Source organism: Ferrovibrio sp. (genome assembly GCF_002796975.1).
In the GTDB taxonomy this organism is placed as follows: domain Bacteria; phylum Pseudomonadota; class Alphaproteobacteria; order Ferrovibrionales; family Ferrovibrionaceae; genus Ferrovibrio.
Map to the genome: position 1 here is coordinate 1,722 of NZ_PEKV01000015.1, position 16,821 is coordinate 18,542.

A 16,821-nucleotide genomic window follows, 5' to 3' on the forward strand; every position below is an offset into this window, starting at 1 on the left:
ACGCGCAGCGAACGCTCGACTTCAATGGTGAAGTCGACGTGGCCGGGAGTGTCGATGATATTGATGCGATGGTCGTTCCAGAAACACGTGGTGGCAGCCGACGTGATCGTGATGCCGCGCTCCTGCTCCTGCTCCATCCAATCCATCGTGGCAGCGCCATCGTGGACTTCGCCGATCTTGTGCGAACGACCGGTGTAATACAGCACGCGCTCGGTCGTGGTGGTCTTGCCGGCATCGATGTGGGCCATGATGCCGATATTGCGGTAGCGCTCGTAGGGAGTAGTGCGAGGCATGACGATCTCCGAAACTCTAGGCCGCTCTTACCAGCGGTAATGCGAGAAGGCCTTGTTGGCCTCTGCCATGCGATGAGTGTCTTCGCGCTTCTTCACCGAACCGCCACGGTTGTTGGCAGCGTCGAGCAGCTCGCCCGACAGACGGTCGATCATGGTGTTCTCGCCGCGCGCACGGGCAGCCGAGATCAGCCAGCGGATGGCGAGAGCCTGGCCACGGTCATGACGCACTTCCACCGGCACCTGGTAGGTGGCACCACCGACGCGACGCGACCGCACTTCGATCTGCGGGCGCACGTTGTTCAGCGCATCATGGAACATCTTGACCGGATCGTTGCCGGTCTTGGACTTCATGCGATCGAAGGCACCATAGATGATGGCTTCAGCGGCAGACTTCTTGCCGTCGTACATCAGCATGTTCATGAACTTGGTCAGGACGAGATCACCGAATTTCGGATCCGGCAGAATCTCGCGCTTCTCAGCAGCGTGGCGACGCGACATGGATCTCTCTCCTTACTTCGGACGCTTCGCGCCGTACTTCGAACGGCGCTGCTTGCGGTCCTTGACGCCCTGCGTGTCGAGCACGCCACGGATGATGTGATAGCGCACGCCGGGAAGATCCTTCACACGGCCGCCGCGGATCATCACCACCGAGTGTTCCTGCAGGTTATGGCCTTCGCCAGGAATGTAGCTGGTGACTTCGAAGCCATTGGTCAGGCGTACACGGGCGACCTTACGAAGCGCCGAGTTCGGCTTCTTCGGGGTCGTCGTGTAGACGCGTGTGCAAACACCGCGACGCTGCGGGCATTCCTGCAACGCCGGAACCTTGTCACGGACCGGCTTCGGGTGACGCGGCTTGCGGATCAGCTGATTGATCGTCGGCATACGAGTTGAAACTCCGCCAAGTTGGTCCAACACATAAAAAAACACCAAGGCGAACCACCAGCGGCTCTGACGAGCCTGGCAATCCGCCTCAAAACTTCCGCTCCAGACCCATCCTTGCGGCCCATCGGCCGCGGAGAGGGGTCATTATGTCCAGTGCGTTAGCTAGCCTCGACGTGAGCGCTACGGAGGCCCGCTGTTCATCAACCGCGTTTAGGAAAACTCCCTACGGGCCGGTCGAATCGCGGGGCGGACATTACTCAGCGGACCGTACCCGGTCAAGGGCGATTTCCCGCTTTCCGGCGATCTTTTTCGCAGCGCGCAATAGTGCGCATAAAGACCGGTATTCCGCGCCTTCTCCAGTTGCCTTCGGGGCGTCCGAATAGGAACATCTAAAGAACCCGGCAAGCCTCCTCAAACTCCAGACGCGGACTGCGCGCAAACAACTGGGGAGAATCGAGGTGCGGAGGAAGTTTGAACGGACCCGGCCGCCCGGCTCGGCATCCACCTTGGCATTGTCGAAGCCCGATATGGGAACGGCCGCGGCATATACTCTGTGGACTGAAGATTGTAGCCGATAATCACCGTTACCGGCGCGGCCATCGTCTTCTCCAGATTGCCGGCGCTGGGCACCGGCTTCAGCCGTGCCTTGGTGTTCGCTGAGCGAACAAAGACGATGCGGGCTGGCGAGCAATTGGCACTGGTCGGCGCCATCTTCATCAGATCGTAAAGCTGGCGCAGATGGTCATCGGTGCCCTAACGATCAATCCAGCCGTTATGGGTGCGCGCGGCCCTGAACAGGGTATCGAAGAGCGACGACATCGAACATGAGCGTCTATCTCCGGAACTATATGGCAGGAAGGTTTCATCAGCCCCAGCACGGCAATGTATCGATGCAAATGCGGAGTTACGGCCGCGTAACGTGAAGCAACGGCAAGAAATTTATTCATCCAAGGTCGGATATTTTGCGAGCCGGGAAAGACTTTTCTCCGGCGCGACCCGCGCCCTATAGTGTCGTCACTACAATTACATATGCAGTCCCAACCTGGGGGTACCCGAATGACCACCGGCAGCAAGCCCGTTACGCTCACCGATCCGAACACCGGAAAGACCGTTACCCTCCCCATGCTGGATGGTTCGGTTGGCCCGTCGGTGATCGATATCCGAAAGCTTTATGCCGAGACCGGTCACTTCACCTACGATCCGGGCTTCACGTCGACGGCCAGCACCGAGAGCAAGATCACCTATATCGATGGCGATGAAGGTGTACTGCTGTATCGCGGCTACGACATTGCCGACCTTGCCGAGAAGTCCACCTTCCTCGAGACTTGCTACCTGCTCCTGAATGGCGAACTGCCGAATCCTCAGCAGAAGACGAGCTTCGAAGCCTCGATCACCAATCACACGATGCTGCATGAACAGATCCACTTCCTGTTCCGCGGCTTCCGTCGTGACGCGCATCCCATGGCCGTGATGTGCGGCGTGGTCGGCGCCCTCTCCGCCTTCTATCACGACGCCACCGACTACGATGATCCGAAGCAGCGCATGATCGCGCAGCATCGTCTGATCGCGAAGATGCCGACCATTGCGGCAATGGCCTACAAGTATTCGATCGGCCAGCCGTTCATGTATCCGCGCAACGACCTCGGCTATGCCGAAAACTTCCTGCAGATGACCTTCGGCGTTCCGGCCGAGCCCTACAAGATGAGTCCGATTCTGGCCCGCGCCATGGATCGCATCTTCATCCTGCATGCCGATCACGAGCAGAACGCCTCGACTTCGACCGTGCGCCTCGCCGGTTCGTCGGGCGCCAATCCGTTCGCCTGTATTGCTGCCGGCATCGCCTGCCTCTGGGGCCCCGCCCATGGCGGCGCCAATGAAGCCGTGCTGAAGATGCTGGAAGAGATCGGTTCGCCCGACAAGGTCGGCGAAGCTGTGAAGAAGGCCAAGGACAAGAATTCCGGCTTCCGCCTGATGGGCTTCGGCCACCGCGTCTACAAGAACTACGATCCGCGCGCCAAGGTGATGCGCGAGACCTGCTACGAGGTTCTGGAAGAACTCGGCGTCAAGGACGAGCCGCTGCTGAAGATGGCGATGGAGCTGGAGCGTATCGCATTGGAAGACGATTATTTCGTCTCCAAGAAGCTGTATCCGAATGTCGACTTCTATTCGGGCATCATCCTGCGCGCCATGGGTTTCCCGACCGCGATGTTCACCGCACTGTTCGCGCTGGCTCGCACCGTCGGCTGGATTTCCCAATGGAACGAAATGATCGAGGACCCGGCTCAGAAGATCGGCCGCCCCCGTCAGCTGTATACCGGCGCCACCAAGCGGGCCTATATTCCGCTCGACAAGCGTAAATAATCCTCGGATTATTGGCGCAGACGTCACGGCACCGTTGGGAGGCGGGCCGCATGGGCAAGCGGGCAGAGAAGCATGGCGGTCAACCGCCCTCGGGAACCCGGGCCACCGGTCACGGCTGGCTGCGTCCGGGCTATCTGGATCTGCCGGCCGCAGCCAACGACAACAGGATGACGCCGCAATCCGTGCTGCGCCAGCCGCGTTTCTGGGGCTGGGCCGCTATGATCGGTCTGGCCATCGCCTTGATTGCTGTCCGGCTGTAATCCGCCGCCTCTTCCAGTCTCGTCAGGGCCGCCTCAGGGCGGCCCTTTGTTTTTGGCTGCTCGATAATCTCCTCAAACAGCAATACCATTACCGACCATCGCCCTGGCCAAACCGGATCCGCCATGCACCTGAGCGTGCGCCTTAAACTGGCCGCTGCCTTCGCCATCTCTGTCCTGACCGCTGCCGGTCTGGGGCTCGCGGCATTCTGGGCGGTGCAGTCCGTCGGCGACCTCGTGGTGCGGCTCTATGATCAGCCGCTGATGACCATCAACTACGCACGTTTGGCGCAGACCAGTTTCGTCACCCAGGAATTGCTGACGCGGGAGATTGCTGCCGAGAGCCATGTCGTCGACAGCGGCCAGCATGCAAACGACATCCGCACCCGCAACGAAGATTTCATTTCCGATATCGCTGTCGCTGAGGAACGCGGCCTCAATCCTGGCATTCGGAAATATGGCGACCAAATCCGCACGCTGAACGGGCTGTGGCTGGATGCGGCCTTGCGTGCATTGGAACAACCGCCCGGAAGTCGCGAGCGCATAGAGTTGCTGCAGACCCGCGAAGCGCTTGCCGGCGAGATCACCGAAGCGCTGGAAATCCTGACGCAACTCGCCGCCGAAGACGGTTTCATCTTCCGCAGTCAGGCGGAAGCCACCATCCAGCAGACCAAAGACCGAACGATGATGATGATCGCGGCACTCGCCGTCGTCATCACCGTCGTCTCGCTCCTGCTGATCCGCAATATCGTGGCACCGCTTGGCACGATGACCAGCGCCATGTTCCGCCTCGCCAAGGGCGATACCGGTCTGAGCCTGCCAAAGCTGAAACGCCAGGACGAGATCGGCCAGATGGCGCAGTCGCTGCGGGTGTTCCGTCAGGCCATGGAAGACTTGCAGATCGCCCGCGAACGAGCCGAGGCTGCGACCAAGGCGAAATCGGAATTCCTGGCGATGATGAGCCATGAAATCCGCACGCCCATGAACGGTGTGCTCGGCCTGACCCGCCTGCTGACCAAGACACCGCTGAATTCCGAGCAGCGCAGTCTTGCCGGCACTGTGCTCGATTCCGCGGAAGCACTGCTGGTGATCCTCAACGACATCCTCGATTTCTCCAAGCTGGAAGCAGGCCGTGTGGACGTCGAAAAGATCGACTACGACCTCAACCGCGTGGTGGCCGCTTCGCTGACCCTGATGCGGAACCGCGCCGAGGAAAAGGGCCTGCAGCTCAATGCCGATGTCGACCCGCATCTGCCGCGCTATCTGGTCGGCGACCCGAACCGCCTGCGCCAGATCGTGCTAAACCTGCTTGGCAACGCCATAAAATTCACCGACAGCGGCCAGGTCGATGTGATGGTGCGCGCCGAGCATGATGCGCAGAATGCCACACCGACGGTCCGCTTCGAAATCCGCGATACCGGCGTGGGCATCTCGAAGGACGGCCTCGACAAGCTGTTCGGCAGCTTTGTGCAAGCGGATTCATCGATCACCCGCCGCTTTGGCGGCACTGGTCTCGGACTTGCGATCTGCAAGCGTCTGGTCGAGGCGATGGATGGAGAGATCGGTGTCGAAAGCGAAGCCGGCAAAGGCAGCACCTTCTGGTTCCGGCTGCCGCTGATCTCCGGTCACGAACCGCTGGCCGTGCAGAAGGGTGTAGACGAAACACCCCTGCCCTCGCTCCGCATCCTGGTTGCGGAGGACAATCCGGTAAACCGCAAGGTCGCCGCCGGGATCCTGATGGAACAGAGACATCAGGTTGCGTTTGCGGTGAACGGCAAGCAGGCGGTCGAAGCGGCGTCGCAGGCCGAACCGCCTTTCGATGTGATTCTGATGGACGTGCATATGCCGGAACTGGACGGCATCTCGGCTGCACGCGCGATCCGCCGCCTGCCTGAGCCGCATCGCGACACCCGCATCATCGCCGTGACCGCCTCGCTGAGCCATGATGGTGTGCAGCGCTGCCTGGCCGCGGGTATGAACGACTATGTCGGCAAGCCCATCGTGCCTGAAGCACTGGATCAGGCGATGCGGCGTGTCATGGGATTTACGGGCAGCGCTGCGTCCGGAGGCATGGAGCCGCTGCCCTATGGCGGGCCTGAAGGAGAATTCGATACCCGGTCGCTGGAGGCTCTTGGCCGCGACCTCGGTATCGAAATGGCACTGGACCTGATTGCCACCTTCATCGAACTTGCCCCGGAAATCAGTTCCGGCCTCGCCGATTTTGCCGCGGATCGGGATTGCCGGCATATGGCGGAGCTGGGGCACAGCCTGAAAAGCTCGGCTGCCAGCCTTGGACTGCTGGAGGTTCAGCGTCTGGCCGAAAAGCTGGAACAGTCGGATCTCGCGGGCGACGCCGAGGCCACATATGATTACACTCACGCCCTGAAGCTGGCCCTCGAATCAGGGATAGCCTGGTTGCGCGGCAGGACCATGGAGTTGCGTCAGGATATGGCTTCAGGGTTGAAAAATGCTGGATAACAAACTGCCAGGCCTGGAGCGTTTGCGTGTGCTGCTTGTCGAGGACGACATGTTCGCCCAACGCCTTGCTGCCAGCGTGCTGCGCCAGCTCGGCGTCAGAGACCTGACCATCGTCAAGGATGGTCAGGCCGCCATCGACCTGCTGGGCACGACACAAATACAGTTCGATCTGATCGTCTCAGACTGGAACATGCCGAAGGTGACCGGCCTGGATTTGCTCAAACATGTCCGCAAAACCTGGGTCAACATGCCCTTCCTGATGCTGACCGGTAATGCGAATGAGGAATTCGTCATCACTGCCCGCGAGAACAAGGTGAATGCCTATGTCATCAAGCCCTTCTCGGCCGGTCAGCTGCAGCAGAAACTGGCCGTGATGTTCAATATCAGGCTGCCGGGAACCTGATTTGCCAGCCCTTGACCGGGCAGTGATCCGGTGTGTCAGTTCTTCCGTATAAGCCAGACACCGCCTCTGGAGGAACAATGCGCATCGCCACCACTGCCGCCCTCGGCGCTTTCACCCTGCTCACCGCCAGCCCCGCTCTCGCTCTCGATATGGCCAGCCTGACCGGCAACAACGGACTGCTGCTGTTCAGTGACAAGACGCCAGGCAAGACCAAAGCCGTGGCGATCACCGGCGTGGACGGCAAGCTGCTGGGCATCGACATGCGCCCGGCCGACGGCAAGCTTTATGCCCTGAGCCACGATGGCACGCTCTACACGGTCGATACCGCCAGTGGCGCGGCCACCCGCAAGTCGAAACTTTCCGTGACACTGGATGCGATCGATCATCTTGTCGTCGATTTCAATCCACAGGCAGATCGGCTGCGCGTGAATGTCGATACCGGGCAGACTGTAGTGGATGGCAAGCTGGCCTACCGCCCGCAGGATCGCAATGCCGGCAAGCTGCCAGGCGTTTATGCCGGTGCTTACATCAACTCCTATGCCGGCGCGACCCAGACCCAGCTGTTCGATATCGACAGCCTGAACGGCAGCTATGTGATCCAGGATCCGCCGAACGACGGCGTGTTGCGCAGCGTGGCACCGACCGGCGCCAAGCCGGGTGCCGTGATCGGCGCAATTGATATTTATACGGATGCCAAGGACGAATATTTCGGCTTTGCGGTGTCGGAGAACCGGCTGCATCGCTTCGATGTGGCCACCGGAAACCTCGGCAAAGGAAGTGCCATTGGCAACGGCAGGATCACCGTGATCGACATCGCCGTGCTGACGCCCCGTCGCTGATCCGATGCGCAAGGTCACCGTCACTCTCGCTGCTTTACTTGGCCTCGCACTGGGGGGAGCATCCGGTTTGTACGCGCATCTGGCCGAAGCCCAGGCCGGCACCGTGATCGTTCAGCAGGGCATCGCCTTCAAGCCTGGCAAGGCCACGGTAAAGGCCGGCGGCCAGATCACCTTCCGTAACGAAGATCCATTCGGCCACAATGTCTATTCGCCCAGTAAGGGCGGGATCTTCGATATCGGCCTGCAGGCACCGGATTCCGAAACCGCAGTCGCTTTCAAGGAACCTGGAGAATACATCATCCAGTGCCGCATCCATCCAAAGATGCGCGCAGTCATCACCGTGACGCAGTAATAGAAACGCCCGGCCGGAATATTTCCGGCCGGGCGTTTTTTCATTCAACCGCGATCAGGCCGGCTTACGTTCGATCAGTTCGATCTTGTAGCCATCCGGGTCTTCGATGAAGGCGATCACGCTGCCACCGTGCTTCATCGGTCCGGGCGGGCGCGGAATCTTCACACCAGATTCTTCCAACACTTTGCAGACGCCGTAGATGTCCGGCACGCCGAGCGCGAGATGGCCAAAGCCGCTGCCGACGGTGTAAGGCTCCTTCTGCCCCCAGTTATGGGTCAGCTCGATCACCGTGTTGGTCTTTTCATCGCCGTATCCGACGAAGGCCAGGGTGAATTCACCCGACGGGTAATCGGTCTTGCGCAGCAGGGTCATGCCGAGCTTGTTGGTATAGAAATCGAGCGACTTCTTCAGGTCGAAGACGCGCAGCATGGTGTGCAGCATCTGGAAGCTGCCGGCCTGCACGGCAGGTTTCGAAAGCGGGGCAGTTTCGTTCATGGCAATCCTCCGGGGCTGGTCGGCAATGATATGGGCGTTCAGGCTGCCGGTGGCAACCGTTTTGCCGCCGCCAGCACGGCACGGGCGGCGCGATGGGCCGGCGACACGGGATCGTCTGCACCGAGCTGCGCAGCCACGGCGGCACAGCCGTCAATCTGACGCTGGCGGGCGGCGGGATCGGTCAGCAGCTGCAACAGGGCCGGCGCGATCTTATCAGCTGTGCAATCCTGCTGCAGGAATTCCGGCATCACCACACGCCGTTGCAGAATGTTCACCAGACCGACATAGGGAATCTTGATGAGACGCCGCATAACCGCCGCGGTGATCGGATTAACCCTGTAGGCCAGTACGGTTGGCGTGCTGGCCAGACCCAGCTCCAGTGTCGCAGTACCGGAGGCCGCCAGAGCAACCTCGGCTGCCAGCATCGCCGCATAGCGCTCCGGTGCAGTCTCCAGCACGGTGGCTGGGAAAGGCAACGACGGCAACGCCTCGTTCACCATCGCCGATACCGTTTCGACCGTGGGAATCACGAGATGCAATGATATCCCGGCCGATTTCACCCGCTGCAAAGTCTCGGTGAATACCGGCAAGAGCGTCTTCACCTCACCCCGCCGGCTACCGGGCATCAGCGCCAGCAGACATGCATCGGTTGCAATGCCATGGCCCTGACGGAATCCCTCGCCAGCCACTTCGGCCTCGGCCTCCGCTTTGCGCGCAGCCGCGAGAGCCTCGACGGCCGGATGGCCAACAAAAGTGGCCGGCAATCCGACGACTTCGAAATACGCCGGCTCGAATGGCAGAAGCGCCAGCAGATGGTTACACAGCTGCGCCAGCCGGCGTGCCCGACCTGGACGCCACGCCCACACCGTCGGGGCAACATAATGCACGATGGGAAATTGGCGGCCCGCCAGTCGCTGCATCACGCGCTTCGTGTAGCCTGGACTGTCGATGGTCACCAATACGTCGGGTGTTTCTTGCAGCACAAACTTCGCGGCCTGGTCGATCCGGCTGAGCAAGAAACGCGCCTTGGGCAGCAGTTCGACCAGCCCCATCACCGCCATGTCAGCGATCGGAAACAGGCTGTGCAAGCCTTCGGCTTCCATCAGCGCGCCACCGGTACCGATGAACTCGACACTCCCGCCGGTTTCAGCGCGCAGCGCGCGCATCAGGCTGGCGCCTAACACGTCGCCGGATGGCTCGCCGGCCAGCAAAGCAACGCGAAGCCTGCGTTCAACCACCATTGGGCAACCCGATCAGGAATAACCCCAGACGATCCGCCGCACTTGCTGTGGCTGCGGCATCGACGATCAGCGCAGCTCCCGCTTCGACTGCAATACCGGCAAGGCCCGCCACAGCCGCATTCTCCACGGTCGTGACGCCGATGGTCGGAAGATCAACCCGGCGATCCTGCTGTGGCTTGGCGCATTTCACCAATACACCGCCGCGCGCCAATGGCTCGGCTACCATAAGCTTCAAAAGCGCATCGGTGCCCGCATCGTCCTCTAAGCCGACAACTCTGCCCTGCGCAGCGACGGCCGCCTGCCCGCGATCATCGGCGCCTAGTTGCCGCGCTGCAGCCAGGGCTGTCGCCACATCGGCTGTCTGCCCAGCCGTCGGCAGCCGGGTGCCATAGGTCTCTTCACGTACCAACAGAGACGCCATCAGCATATCGGCACCAACAGGACGGAATCCTTCACGCTCGAAGGCATCGATGACAACACGCAGAATGGCGTCATCCCCAGTCAGTGCAGCTTTCAGCAGCCTGGGCAGCAGCAGTGCGCCTTTCAGGTCAGGTTTCAGCACCGAGAAATCCGGTTTGGCCACGCTGCCACAGAGGCAGACCTCATCGACCCTGGCCGCCTTCAGCGCCTTCATCAGGGCGCCGACCTGCGGCAGGTCGAACCAGCCATGCTCCGCACCGCTGACGGTGTCGAGACGGCAGAACCCGTTCAAGGCAGCGATGTAAAGAGGCCTGCCTTCAGCATGGCAGGTATCGCGGATCAGGGCCGGAATCTGGCCGCCACCGGCGATCAGCCCGAGTTTAGGCAGCCCCGTTTTAGGCAGCGGCGCCATCTTGCGGCTGGCAGACCCCGCGCTTGGAGGCGTTGCGTATGAAGTCCACCAGTTCCTGAACAACGGCGATACCGGCAAACTGTGCCGCCACACCTTCGAGCCGCTTGCTCATCGTGTCGCCACGGGCAAAGACCGCGTCATAGGCCTCACGCAGCTTGCCGATGTCTTCGCGCTCGAAACCACGACGTTTCAGGCCGACAAGGTTAAGACCTGTGAGATGTGCACGATTGCCCATCACCATGCCATAGGGAATGACATCCTGCTCCACGCCGGACATGCCGCCGATCATGGCATGCGGTCCGATACGGCAGAATTGGTGAATGGCAGCCAGACCGCCGACGAAAGCGAAATCGCCGACCTCGATATGACCGGCCAGTGTGGCGTTGTTCGCCATCACGATGTTGCTGCCCAGCTGGCAATCATGCGCCACATGCGCACCAGTCATGAATAGGCAGTTATCGCCCACCTTGGTCAGCATTCCGCCGCCCTCTGTGCCCGGATTCATGGTGACACCTTCGCGGATCACGTTGTTCTTGCCGATCACCAGCCGCGACGGCTCGCCCTTGAATTTCAGATCCTGCGGCGCATGGCCGACGGATGCGAAGGGGAAAATCTTCGTGCCGCTGCCCACGCTCGTGATACCGGCCACCACCGCATGGCTGAGCAGTTCAACGCCATCAGCGAGTTCGACCTGCGCGCCAACCACGCTGTACGGGCCAATGCGAACATCGGAGCCAAGCTTGGCTCCGTCCTCGACGATCGCAGTCGGATGGATCTGTGCCATGAACTGCTTACTTCCTATCGAGAATCATGGCGGAGAAGATCGCCTCGGCGGCGAGCTTGCCGTCGACCATGGCCCTGCCCTCGAACTTCCAGACCGGTCCGCGCTGCTTGATCGCAGCAACATGGATATGCATCTGGTCGCCAGGCGTTACGGGCTTGCGGAAGCGCGCCTCGTCGATAGTCATGAAATAGACCAGCTTGCCTTCGGCTTCCTTGCCCAGACTGTGCACGACGACCACGGCAGCCGTCTGCGCCATCGCTTCGACGATCATGACACCGGGCATCACCGGCTGCGAGGGGAAGTGGCCAGTGAACTGCGGCTCATTCATCGTCACATTCTTGATGCCGATCGCACTCTTGCCTACTTTCAAGTCGACCACACGATCAATCAGCAGCATCGGATAACGATGCGGAATCATTTCCATGATCCGCAGGATATCGATGCTCTCCACGGTTTCCGCCGGCTGCGCGTCACTCATTGTCAGCACCCTTCTTCTGCGCCAGGCGCCTGAGTGTGGCTACCTGACGGAAATATTCCTTCACCCGGGCGGCAGGAATTCCGAAATGGCTTTCGCCGGCCGGAATATCCGTCATCACGCCCGATTTCGCACCGACACGCGCGCCGGTACCGATCTTGAGATGCCCGGCGACACCACTCTGCGCGGCCAGCACGACGAAGTCGCCGAGCTGGGTGGAGCCGGCAACACCGGCCTGGGCGATGACGATACAGCCACGCCCCATGGTCACGTTGTGCCCGATTTGCACCAGATTATCAATCCAACAGCCCGGACCGATCACGGTATCCGGACCGGCACCGCGGTCGATCGTGCTGTTGGCGCCGATCTCGCAATCGCTGCCGATCTGCACGCGGCCAAGCTGCGGCACCTTCACATGACCGGTCGGGTCAGGCGCAAAGCCGAAACCGTCCTGACCTATGCGCACACCGGGATGCAGCAGGACGCGATCACCGATCAGGCAGTGACTGAGCGTCACCTGCGGACTGATCCGGCAATCCCTGCCCAGCACCACACTGCGACCGACCACCGTGCTGGCTCCAATCGAAGAACCCGCCCCGACCTCAGCACCCGCCTCGATAACCGCATGCGCGGCGACCGACACGCCATCGCCCAGGCGGGCAGACGGGTCGACGACCGCGGTAGGATGTATTCCGGGAGAGGCTTTCGGCGCTGGGTAAAACAGCTGCGCAACCCGGGCATAAGACAGATAGGGCTTCGGTGACAGCAGCAGGATCACACCAGCCGGCGCAAGCGCGGCATGCTTCTCGTGCAGGATGCAGGCACCGGCTTTCGTCTGCGCGAAAGCCTCCGTGTATTTCGGATTGTCGAGAAAAGTCAGCTGGTCCGGGCCGGCCTGATCGAGCGTCGCAACATCACCGACCGAGTGCCCTGCCATTGCAGGGGCGGCAAGGCGGGCACCGCAGCGCTCTGCCAACTCACCCAGCGTGAATGGCCCGGCCCGCTCGAAGAAGCGCGGATCCGCCATCCGTCATTTCCCGGGGGGAAGATTCACTTTGACGGTCGGCAGGCGCTGATCGAGGCGCTTAAGCACTTCCGGCGTAATGTCGATACTGTCGCCGATGAAGATCTGAACCTGGGCACGATCGAGAACCATGTTGAATCCGCGTTCCGCGGCTAGCCCCTTCAGGATCTCAATCACCTGAACGGTCACCTGCTCACGCACGCCATTCAGCATCTTCTCCAGCGACTGCGACCGCTCCTGGATACGCTTCTGCAGATCGATCACCTTGGCCTGGAAGGCCTGGCGGCGCTGTTCAAAAGCTTCCGGCGCCAGCACGGAACGCTGGCGGGCAATCTCCTGCTCTTCAGCACGGAGCTTTTCTTCTTCCTTGGCAATCTCGGACTGGAAGCTGAAGCGGAACTGCTCAAGCTGCTGACGGGCATTCTTCAACGCTGCCGCCTCGCGATTGACCCGCTGGCTGTCGATCACCGCAATGATCGATGGCGGCACCTTGCCGCCAGCCGCCTGGGCCAGCGCAAGACCCGGCAGCGCCGACACGGCCAGCGCGACCAGTGCAACTGCGGTTTTGATAAGGGACTTCATAACTGTCAAACCTTGCTAAAAGCGGGAACCGAAATTGATACGGATAACTTCTTCCTCGTCATAGTCTTCCTTGACGATCGGGAAGCCGAAGTCGACACGAATCAGGCCAAGCGGGGATTTCCACTGTACGCCTGTACCGAGCGAAACACGGATGCTCTTGTCATCAACCACCTCAGGGCCACTATCGGGCGTATCCCACACTGTGCCGGCGATGGCGAACAGACGCCCCTTGATGCCGAATTCATTCGGCAAGCCGATTGGGAAGGTCATATCGGCTTCGCCGGTGTAGTACTTGGTGCCACCGAGTGAGTCATTCGTGGTGATATCGCGCGGGCCGAGACCGCCAGTCTCAAAACCGCGGAAACTGTCGCCGCCAATGAAGAAACGGTTCGGCAGACGGACATCGTCGCTCAGCCCATTAATCATGCCGAATTCAGTTGCAAACGACAGCACAGTCTCATCGGTAAGCGGGAAGTACTTGGCGGCATTTACGACGTTTTTCACGTAATGCTCGGTGCCGCCGATACCAGCGAATTCCTGCGACAACCTGACATAATAGCCAGTTGTTGGTTCGATCTTGTCGTCCCGACGATCATAGGTCAGCGCATGACCAATGGCCGAGGTAACATAGCTGCCTTCCTGCGCCCTGATAAAGCGGGAGGCTGAGGTCTCGATATTGTCGATTTCGTCCTGCCGGATCCGGTAATAGACGAGCTGGGAGAGGTTTTCGGTGATCGGATAAGCCAGGCGCGGTGTCAGAGCTGTGGTTGTCTGATCCAGGCTGCTGCGCTCGGCATAGTCAGTGCGGCGGCGCAGGATATCGACGCCGGCCGCCAGTTCGCGGTCGAGGAAATACGGCTCGGTGAACGAGGAATCAATCTGCTGGCGTCGGGTCGACAGGCTGAAGCCAAGCTTGATATCCTGACCGCGTCCCAGCAGATTGCGCTCGCGGATCGAGATGTCACCCAGCACGCTTTCCGTTGTCGAGTAGCCGACACCGAACGACAGCTCGCCAGTAGACTTCTCAGAAACCTCTGCAGTCAGCACCACCTTGTCCGGTGCGCTGCCACGGTTTTCGCTGATCTCGACCTTTTCGAAGAAGTTCAGGCCGCGCAACCGTGTCCGCGTACGACGCAGCTTCGCCGAGTTGAAGGCGTCGCCCTCGACAAGGCGGAATTCACGACGGACGACCTTGTCCAGCGTGCGGACGTTTCCGACGATGTCGATCCGCTCGACAAAGACGCGCGGACTTTCGCCAATGCGATAAGTGACATCGATGATGCGCTTTTCGCGGTCCTTGTTGACGTCTGGACGCACATCGACAAAGGCATAACCGAAGCGGCCAAGCTCGGTGGTGATGTCCTGAATCGTCTTCTCAACCAGATCGGCGTTGTAAACCTCACCGGTTTTGGTCCGGACGAATTCGCGTACCTGGGCGCCATCGACACCCTTAAGTTCGCTGACCACATCCATCTTACCGAAGCGGTAGCGCTCGCCTTCCTCCACCGTGAAGGTGATCAGGAATTTCTCGCGGTTCGGCAGCAGCTCGGCAACGGCATTCGTCACCGCAAAATCGGCGTAGCCCTTGCTGAGGTAAAACTTGCGCAGTTTCTCACGATCGAAGGTGACGCGATCAGGATCGTAGCTGTCGTCCGAACTCAGGAAACGCCACCAGGCGGTTTCCTTGGTCTGAATCTGCTCACGCAGTTCGGAATCCGAAAAGCGATTGTTGCCGATGAAGCGAATGCGGCTGACGCCAGTGAGCGGACCCTCCACGATCTCGAACACGAGATCGACGCGGTTCTGCGGCAGCTGGATGACCTTGGGTTCGATAGTCGCCGCGAAACGACCCGACCGGCGATAGATCTGCTGGATGCGCTGCGTATCCGCCTGCACCTTGGCGCGGGTATAGACTTGGCGGGCCTTGAGCTGCAGTTCGCTGCGCAGTTGGTCGACCTGCATGCGGCGATTGCCCTCGAACAGGATGCGGTTGATGACCGGATTTTCGGTCACCCGCACGATCAGGGTACTGCCCTGCATGCGCAGGTTCACGTCGGCGAACAGGCCGGTGGCGAAGAGTGCCTTCAGCGACTTGTCAGCCTCGGCGCTGGAATAGGCTGAGCCCGGCTGCAGGGTCAGGTAATTCTGGATCGTCGACAGTTCGATACGCTGGTTGCCCTCGACCACGATGTCGCGAACCGTGCCAGCCACCGGCTGCCCCTGGGCAAAGGCCTGTGCGTGGCAGATCAACACAACAACCGCCAGAGCAGCGGCCAGAATACCCCGGCGCAGCCGCCGCAGTGCCTCGTATTGGACCATCCCCGCCACACTTCCCATCAAATGCAGACCGCCCCTCACTTAGCCGGATTCACGAGAAAAGCCCAGTGAGGAAATTGAAAATAGGCAGACGATTCAAGTCGTTCCAGGTGGCAAAGAGGAACAGCGACATGACCAGGGCGAAGCCGATGCGGAAGCTGTATTCCTGCGCCCGCTCGCCCAGGGGGCGGCCCCGGACGGCTTCATAGGCGTAAAACGCCAGGTGACCGCCATCAAGCATCGGCACCGGGAACAGGTTAATCAGCCCGATGGCGACCGACAGCGTGGCCATTAGGGAAACCAGGCCGAGCCAACTCGCCTTGGCGACATCGCCCGACATCTTGGCGATTCCGAGCGGGCCGCTGAGTTGATCGCCGGATTCGCGCCCCTGAATGATGCGTCCCAGGTAGGTGAAGGTATTCGCCACGACCTGCCAGGTCTCGCGTACGGCCTGGACCACTGCCGTGCCCGGATCATGGCGAACGAAATCGACCCCGGTGGTCCGGATACCGATCTGGCCGACCCGGTGGGTGCCACCCGAACCGTCCGGCACATCGACGCGCTGCGGCACGACGGTCAGGCCGACTTCTCCACCATCGCGCAGTACCCGCATCGCAATCGGCGTCTCGGCACGCAGCGCCACATAGGCGCGCAGCTCCTCGAACCGCTGAATCTCGGTCCCGTCGGCCGCCAGGATACGGTCTCCCGGGCGCAGACCGGCAGACTCAGCGGCACTGCCCGGCACCACATCGCCCACCACCGCGGGGGTGAACGGCTGGCCCACCAGGCTGAACAGAGCCGCGTAAATCAGGATCGCGAAAATGAAGTTCGCCACCGGGCCGGCCGCGACGATGGCAGAACGCTGGCCCAGCGTCTTGTGATGGAACGACACCTTGCGATCTTCGGCGCTCATGGCCGATATCGCAGCATTGTCGGTGGTCGATGCGGCATCCGCATCGCCGAAGAATTTCACATAGCCGCCCAGCGGAACGGCGCTGATCTTCCAGCGTGTGTTGTGCTTGTCATACCAGCCGAACAGTTCCGGGCCGAAACCGATCGAGAAGACCTCGACCCGCACGCCGCAACGCCGCGCGACCCAGTAATGCCCCAGTTCATGCACGAAGACGATGATCGTGAGGACGACCACGAAGGGGATAATGTAGCCAGCAAGATTGGTAACGAAATCCATGCCACCTCGACTGCCGGC

The 16,821-nt window shown here is 60.8% G+C and carries 18 protein-coding genes; 6 read left to right on the plus strand and 12 right to left on the minus strand.

Annotated elements, in window-relative coordinates; translation table 11 throughout:
- The 3 genes from CTR53_RS17025 to rpsL all read right to left on the minus strand — a co-directional run.
- A partial coding sequence (locus CTR53_RS17025; protein ID WP_290816581.1) for a GTP-binding protein occupies positions 1–293 on the minus strand: 293 nt, incomplete at its 3' end.
- Positions 294–320: 27 nt separating this feature from the next.
- Positions 321–791 (minus strand): 30S ribosomal protein S7, encoded by a 471-nt coding sequence (gene rpsG / locus CTR53_RS17030; RefSeq protein WP_290816185.1) that lies wholly within the window; start codon positions 789–791, stop codon positions 321–323.
- A gap of 12 nt (positions 792–803) precedes the next feature.
- Positions 804–1,175, minus strand: a complete 372-nt coding sequence (rpsL, locus tag CTR53_RS17035; RefSeq protein ID WP_144257946.1) for a 30S ribosomal protein S12 — start codon at positions 1,173–1,175, stop codon at positions 804–806.
- A 1,056-nt stretch (positions 1,176–2,231) separates the two neighbouring features.
- On the opposite strand from rpsL, the gene gltA reads away from it, so the two are divergent.
- From gltA to CTR53_RS17065, 6 genes are all read left to right on the plus strand, one after another.
- On the plus strand, positions 2,232–3,536 hold the full coding sequence (gene gltA, locus CTR53_RS17040) for a citrate synthase (RefSeq protein ID WP_290816193.1): 1,305 nt from the start codon (positions 2,232–2,234) through the stop codon (positions 3,534–3,536).
- Positions 3,537–3,586: 50 nt separating this feature from the next.
- A complete protein-coding gene (locus CTR53_RS17045) occupies positions 3,587–3,796 on the plus strand; it encodes a hypothetical protein (RefSeq protein WP_290816200.1) in 210 nt (69 codons plus the stop codon).
- A 123-nt stretch (positions 3,797–3,919) separates the two neighbouring features.
- Positions 3,920–6,271, plus strand: coding sequence for an ATP-binding protein (locus CTR53_RS17050; RefSeq protein WP_290816203.1), 2,352 nt, complete (start codon positions 3,920–3,922; stop codon positions 6,269–6,271).
- Positions 6,261–6,674 (plus strand): response regulator, encoded by a 414-nt coding sequence (locus tag CTR53_RS17055; protein WP_290816206.1) that lies wholly within the window; start codon positions 6,261–6,263, stop codon positions 6,672–6,674. The genes CTR53_RS17050 and CTR53_RS17055 overlap by 11 nt, the downstream gene beginning before the upstream one ends.
- A 77-nt stretch (positions 6,675–6,751) precedes the next feature.
- Entirely contained in the window at positions 6,752–7,513 is a 762-nt protein-coding gene (locus CTR53_RS17060; protein ID WP_290816209.1) for a DUF4394 domain-containing protein, read from the plus strand.
- A 4-nt stretch (positions 7,514–7,517) separates the two neighbouring features.
- Positions 7,518–7,865 (plus strand): cupredoxin domain-containing protein, encoded by a 348-nt coding sequence (locus tag CTR53_RS17065; RefSeq protein ID WP_290816212.1) that lies wholly within the window; start codon positions 7,518–7,520, stop codon positions 7,863–7,865.
- Positions 7,866–7,919: 54 nt separating this feature from the next.
- Here CTR53_RS17065 and gloA read toward each other — a convergent pair whose 3' ends face one another.
- From gloA to rseP, 9 genes are read right to left on the minus strand one after another with little or no spacing between them, the layout of a single operon-like run.
- Complete coding sequence (gene gloA / locus CTR53_RS17070; protein WP_290816215.1) at positions 7,920–8,360, minus strand: lactoylglutathione lyase; 441 nt, start codon at positions 8,358–8,360, stop codon at positions 7,920–7,922.
- Positions 8,361–8,398: 38 nt separating this feature from the next.
- Positions 8,399–9,601 carry a lipid-A-disaccharide synthase gene (gene lpxB / locus CTR53_RS17075; RefSeq protein ID WP_290816218.1) on the minus strand — a complete coding sequence of 401 codons (1,203 nt, stop codon included), beginning with the start codon at positions 9,599–9,601 and terminating at the stop codon, positions 8,399–8,401.
- Complete coding sequence (locus CTR53_RS17080) at positions 9,591–10,433, minus strand: LpxI family protein (RefSeq protein WP_290816221.1); 843 nt, start codon at positions 10,431–10,433, stop codon at positions 9,591–9,593. Before CTR53_RS17080 ends, lpxB begins: the two co-directional genes overlap by 11 nt.
- Positions 10,417–11,217, minus strand: coding sequence for an acyl-ACP--UDP-N-acetylglucosamine O-acyltransferase (lpxA, locus tag CTR53_RS17085; RefSeq protein ID WP_290816224.1), 801 nt, complete (start codon positions 11,215–11,217; stop codon positions 10,417–10,419). Before lpxA ends, CTR53_RS17080 begins: the two co-directional genes overlap by 17 nt.
- 7 nt (positions 11,218–11,224) lie before the next feature.
- Positions 11,225–11,695, minus strand: coding sequence for a 3-hydroxyacyl-ACP dehydratase FabZ (fabZ, locus tag CTR53_RS17090; protein ID WP_290816227.1), 471 nt, complete (start codon positions 11,693–11,695; stop codon positions 11,225–11,227).
- Positions 11,688–12,719, minus strand: coding sequence for a UDP-3-O-(3-hydroxymyristoyl)glucosamine N-acyltransferase (lpxD, locus tag CTR53_RS17095; RefSeq protein ID WP_290816230.1), 1,032 nt, complete (start codon positions 12,717–12,719; stop codon positions 11,688–11,690). Before lpxD ends, fabZ begins: the two co-directional genes overlap by 8 nt.
- 3 nt (positions 12,720–12,722) lie before the next feature.
- Positions 12,723–13,298, minus strand: a complete 576-nt coding sequence (locus CTR53_RS17100) for an OmpH family outer membrane protein (protein ID WP_290816232.1) — start codon at positions 13,296–13,298, stop codon at positions 12,723–12,725.
- A 15-nt stretch (positions 13,299–13,313) separates the two neighbouring features.
- Positions 13,314–15,617 carry an outer membrane protein assembly factor BamA gene (gene bamA, locus CTR53_RS17105; protein ID WP_290816584.1) on the minus strand — a complete coding sequence of 768 codons (2,304 nt, stop codon included), beginning with the start codon at positions 15,615–15,617 and terminating at the stop codon, positions 13,314–13,316.
- A 49-nt stretch (positions 15,618–15,666) separates the two neighbouring features.
- Positions 15,667–16,803 (minus strand): RIP metalloprotease RseP, encoded by a 1,137-nt coding sequence (gene rseP, locus CTR53_RS17110; RefSeq protein WP_290816235.1) that lies wholly within the window; start codon positions 16,801–16,803, stop codon positions 15,667–15,669.
- Positions 16,804–16,821 lie beyond the last annotated feature (18 nt).

Bases quoted from the DNA above. Each gene is read 5' to 3' on its own strand.
- rpsG (WP_290816185.1), bottom strand. From the start codon at position 791: ATGTCGCGTCGCCACGCTGCTGAGAAGCGCGAGATTCTGCCGGATCCG.
- rpsL (WP_144257946.1), bottom strand. From the start codon at position 1,175: ATGCCGACGATCAATCAGCTGATCCGCAAGCCGCGTCACCCGAAGCCG.
- gltA (WP_290816193.1), top strand. From the start codon at position 2,232: ATGACCACCGGCAGCAAGCCCGTTACGCTCACCGATCCGAACACCGGA.
- CTR53_RS17045 (WP_290816200.1), top strand. From the start codon at position 3,587: ATGGGCAAGCGGGCAGAGAAGCATGGCGGTCAACCGCCCTCGGGAACC.
- CTR53_RS17050 (WP_290816203.1), top strand. From the start codon at position 3,920: ATGCACCTGAGCGTGCGCCTTAAACTGGCCGCTGCCTTCGCCATCTCT.
- CTR53_RS17055 (WP_290816206.1), top strand. From the start codon at position 6,261: ATGCTGGATAACAAACTGCCAGGCCTGGAGCGTTTGCGTGTGCTGCTT.
- CTR53_RS17060 (WP_290816209.1), top strand. From the start codon at position 6,752: ATGCGCATCGCCACCACTGCCGCCCTCGGCGCTTTCACCCTGCTCACC.
- CTR53_RS17065 (WP_290816212.1), top strand. From the start codon at position 7,518: ATGCGCAAGGTCACCGTCACTCTCGCTGCTTTACTTGGCCTCGCACTG.
- gloA (WP_290816215.1), bottom strand. From the start codon at position 8,360: ATGAACGAAACTGCCCCGCTTTCGAAACCTGCCGTGCAGGCCGGCAGC.
- lpxB (WP_290816218.1), bottom strand. From the start codon at position 9,601: ATGGTGGTTGAACGCAGGCTTCGCGTTGCTTTGCTGGCCGGCGAGCCA.
- CTR53_RS17080 (WP_290816221.1), bottom strand. From the start codon at position 10,433: ATGGCGCCGCTGCCTAAAACGGGGCTGCCTAAACTCGGGCTGATCGCC.
- lpxA (WP_290816224.1), bottom strand. From the start codon at position 11,217: ATGGCACAGATCCATCCGACTGCGATCGTCGAGGACGGAGCCAAGCTT.
- fabZ (WP_290816227.1), bottom strand. From the start codon at position 11,695: ATGAGTGACGCGCAGCCGGCGGAAACCGTGGAGAGCATCGATATCCTG.
- lpxD (WP_290816230.1), bottom strand. From the start codon at position 12,719: ATGGCGGATCCGCGCTTCTTCGAGCGGGCCGGGCCATTCACGCTGGGT.
- CTR53_RS17100 (WP_290816232.1), bottom strand. From the start codon at position 13,298: ATGAAGTCCCTTATCAAAACCGCAGTTGCACTGGTCGCGCTGGCCGTG.
- bamA (WP_290816584.1), bottom strand. From the start codon at position 15,617: ATGGTCCAATACGAGGCACTGCGGCGGCTGCGCCGGGGTATTCTGGCC.
- rseP (WP_290816235.1), bottom strand. From the start codon at position 16,803: ATGGATTTCGTTACCAATCTTGCTGGCTACATTATCCCCTTCGTGGTC.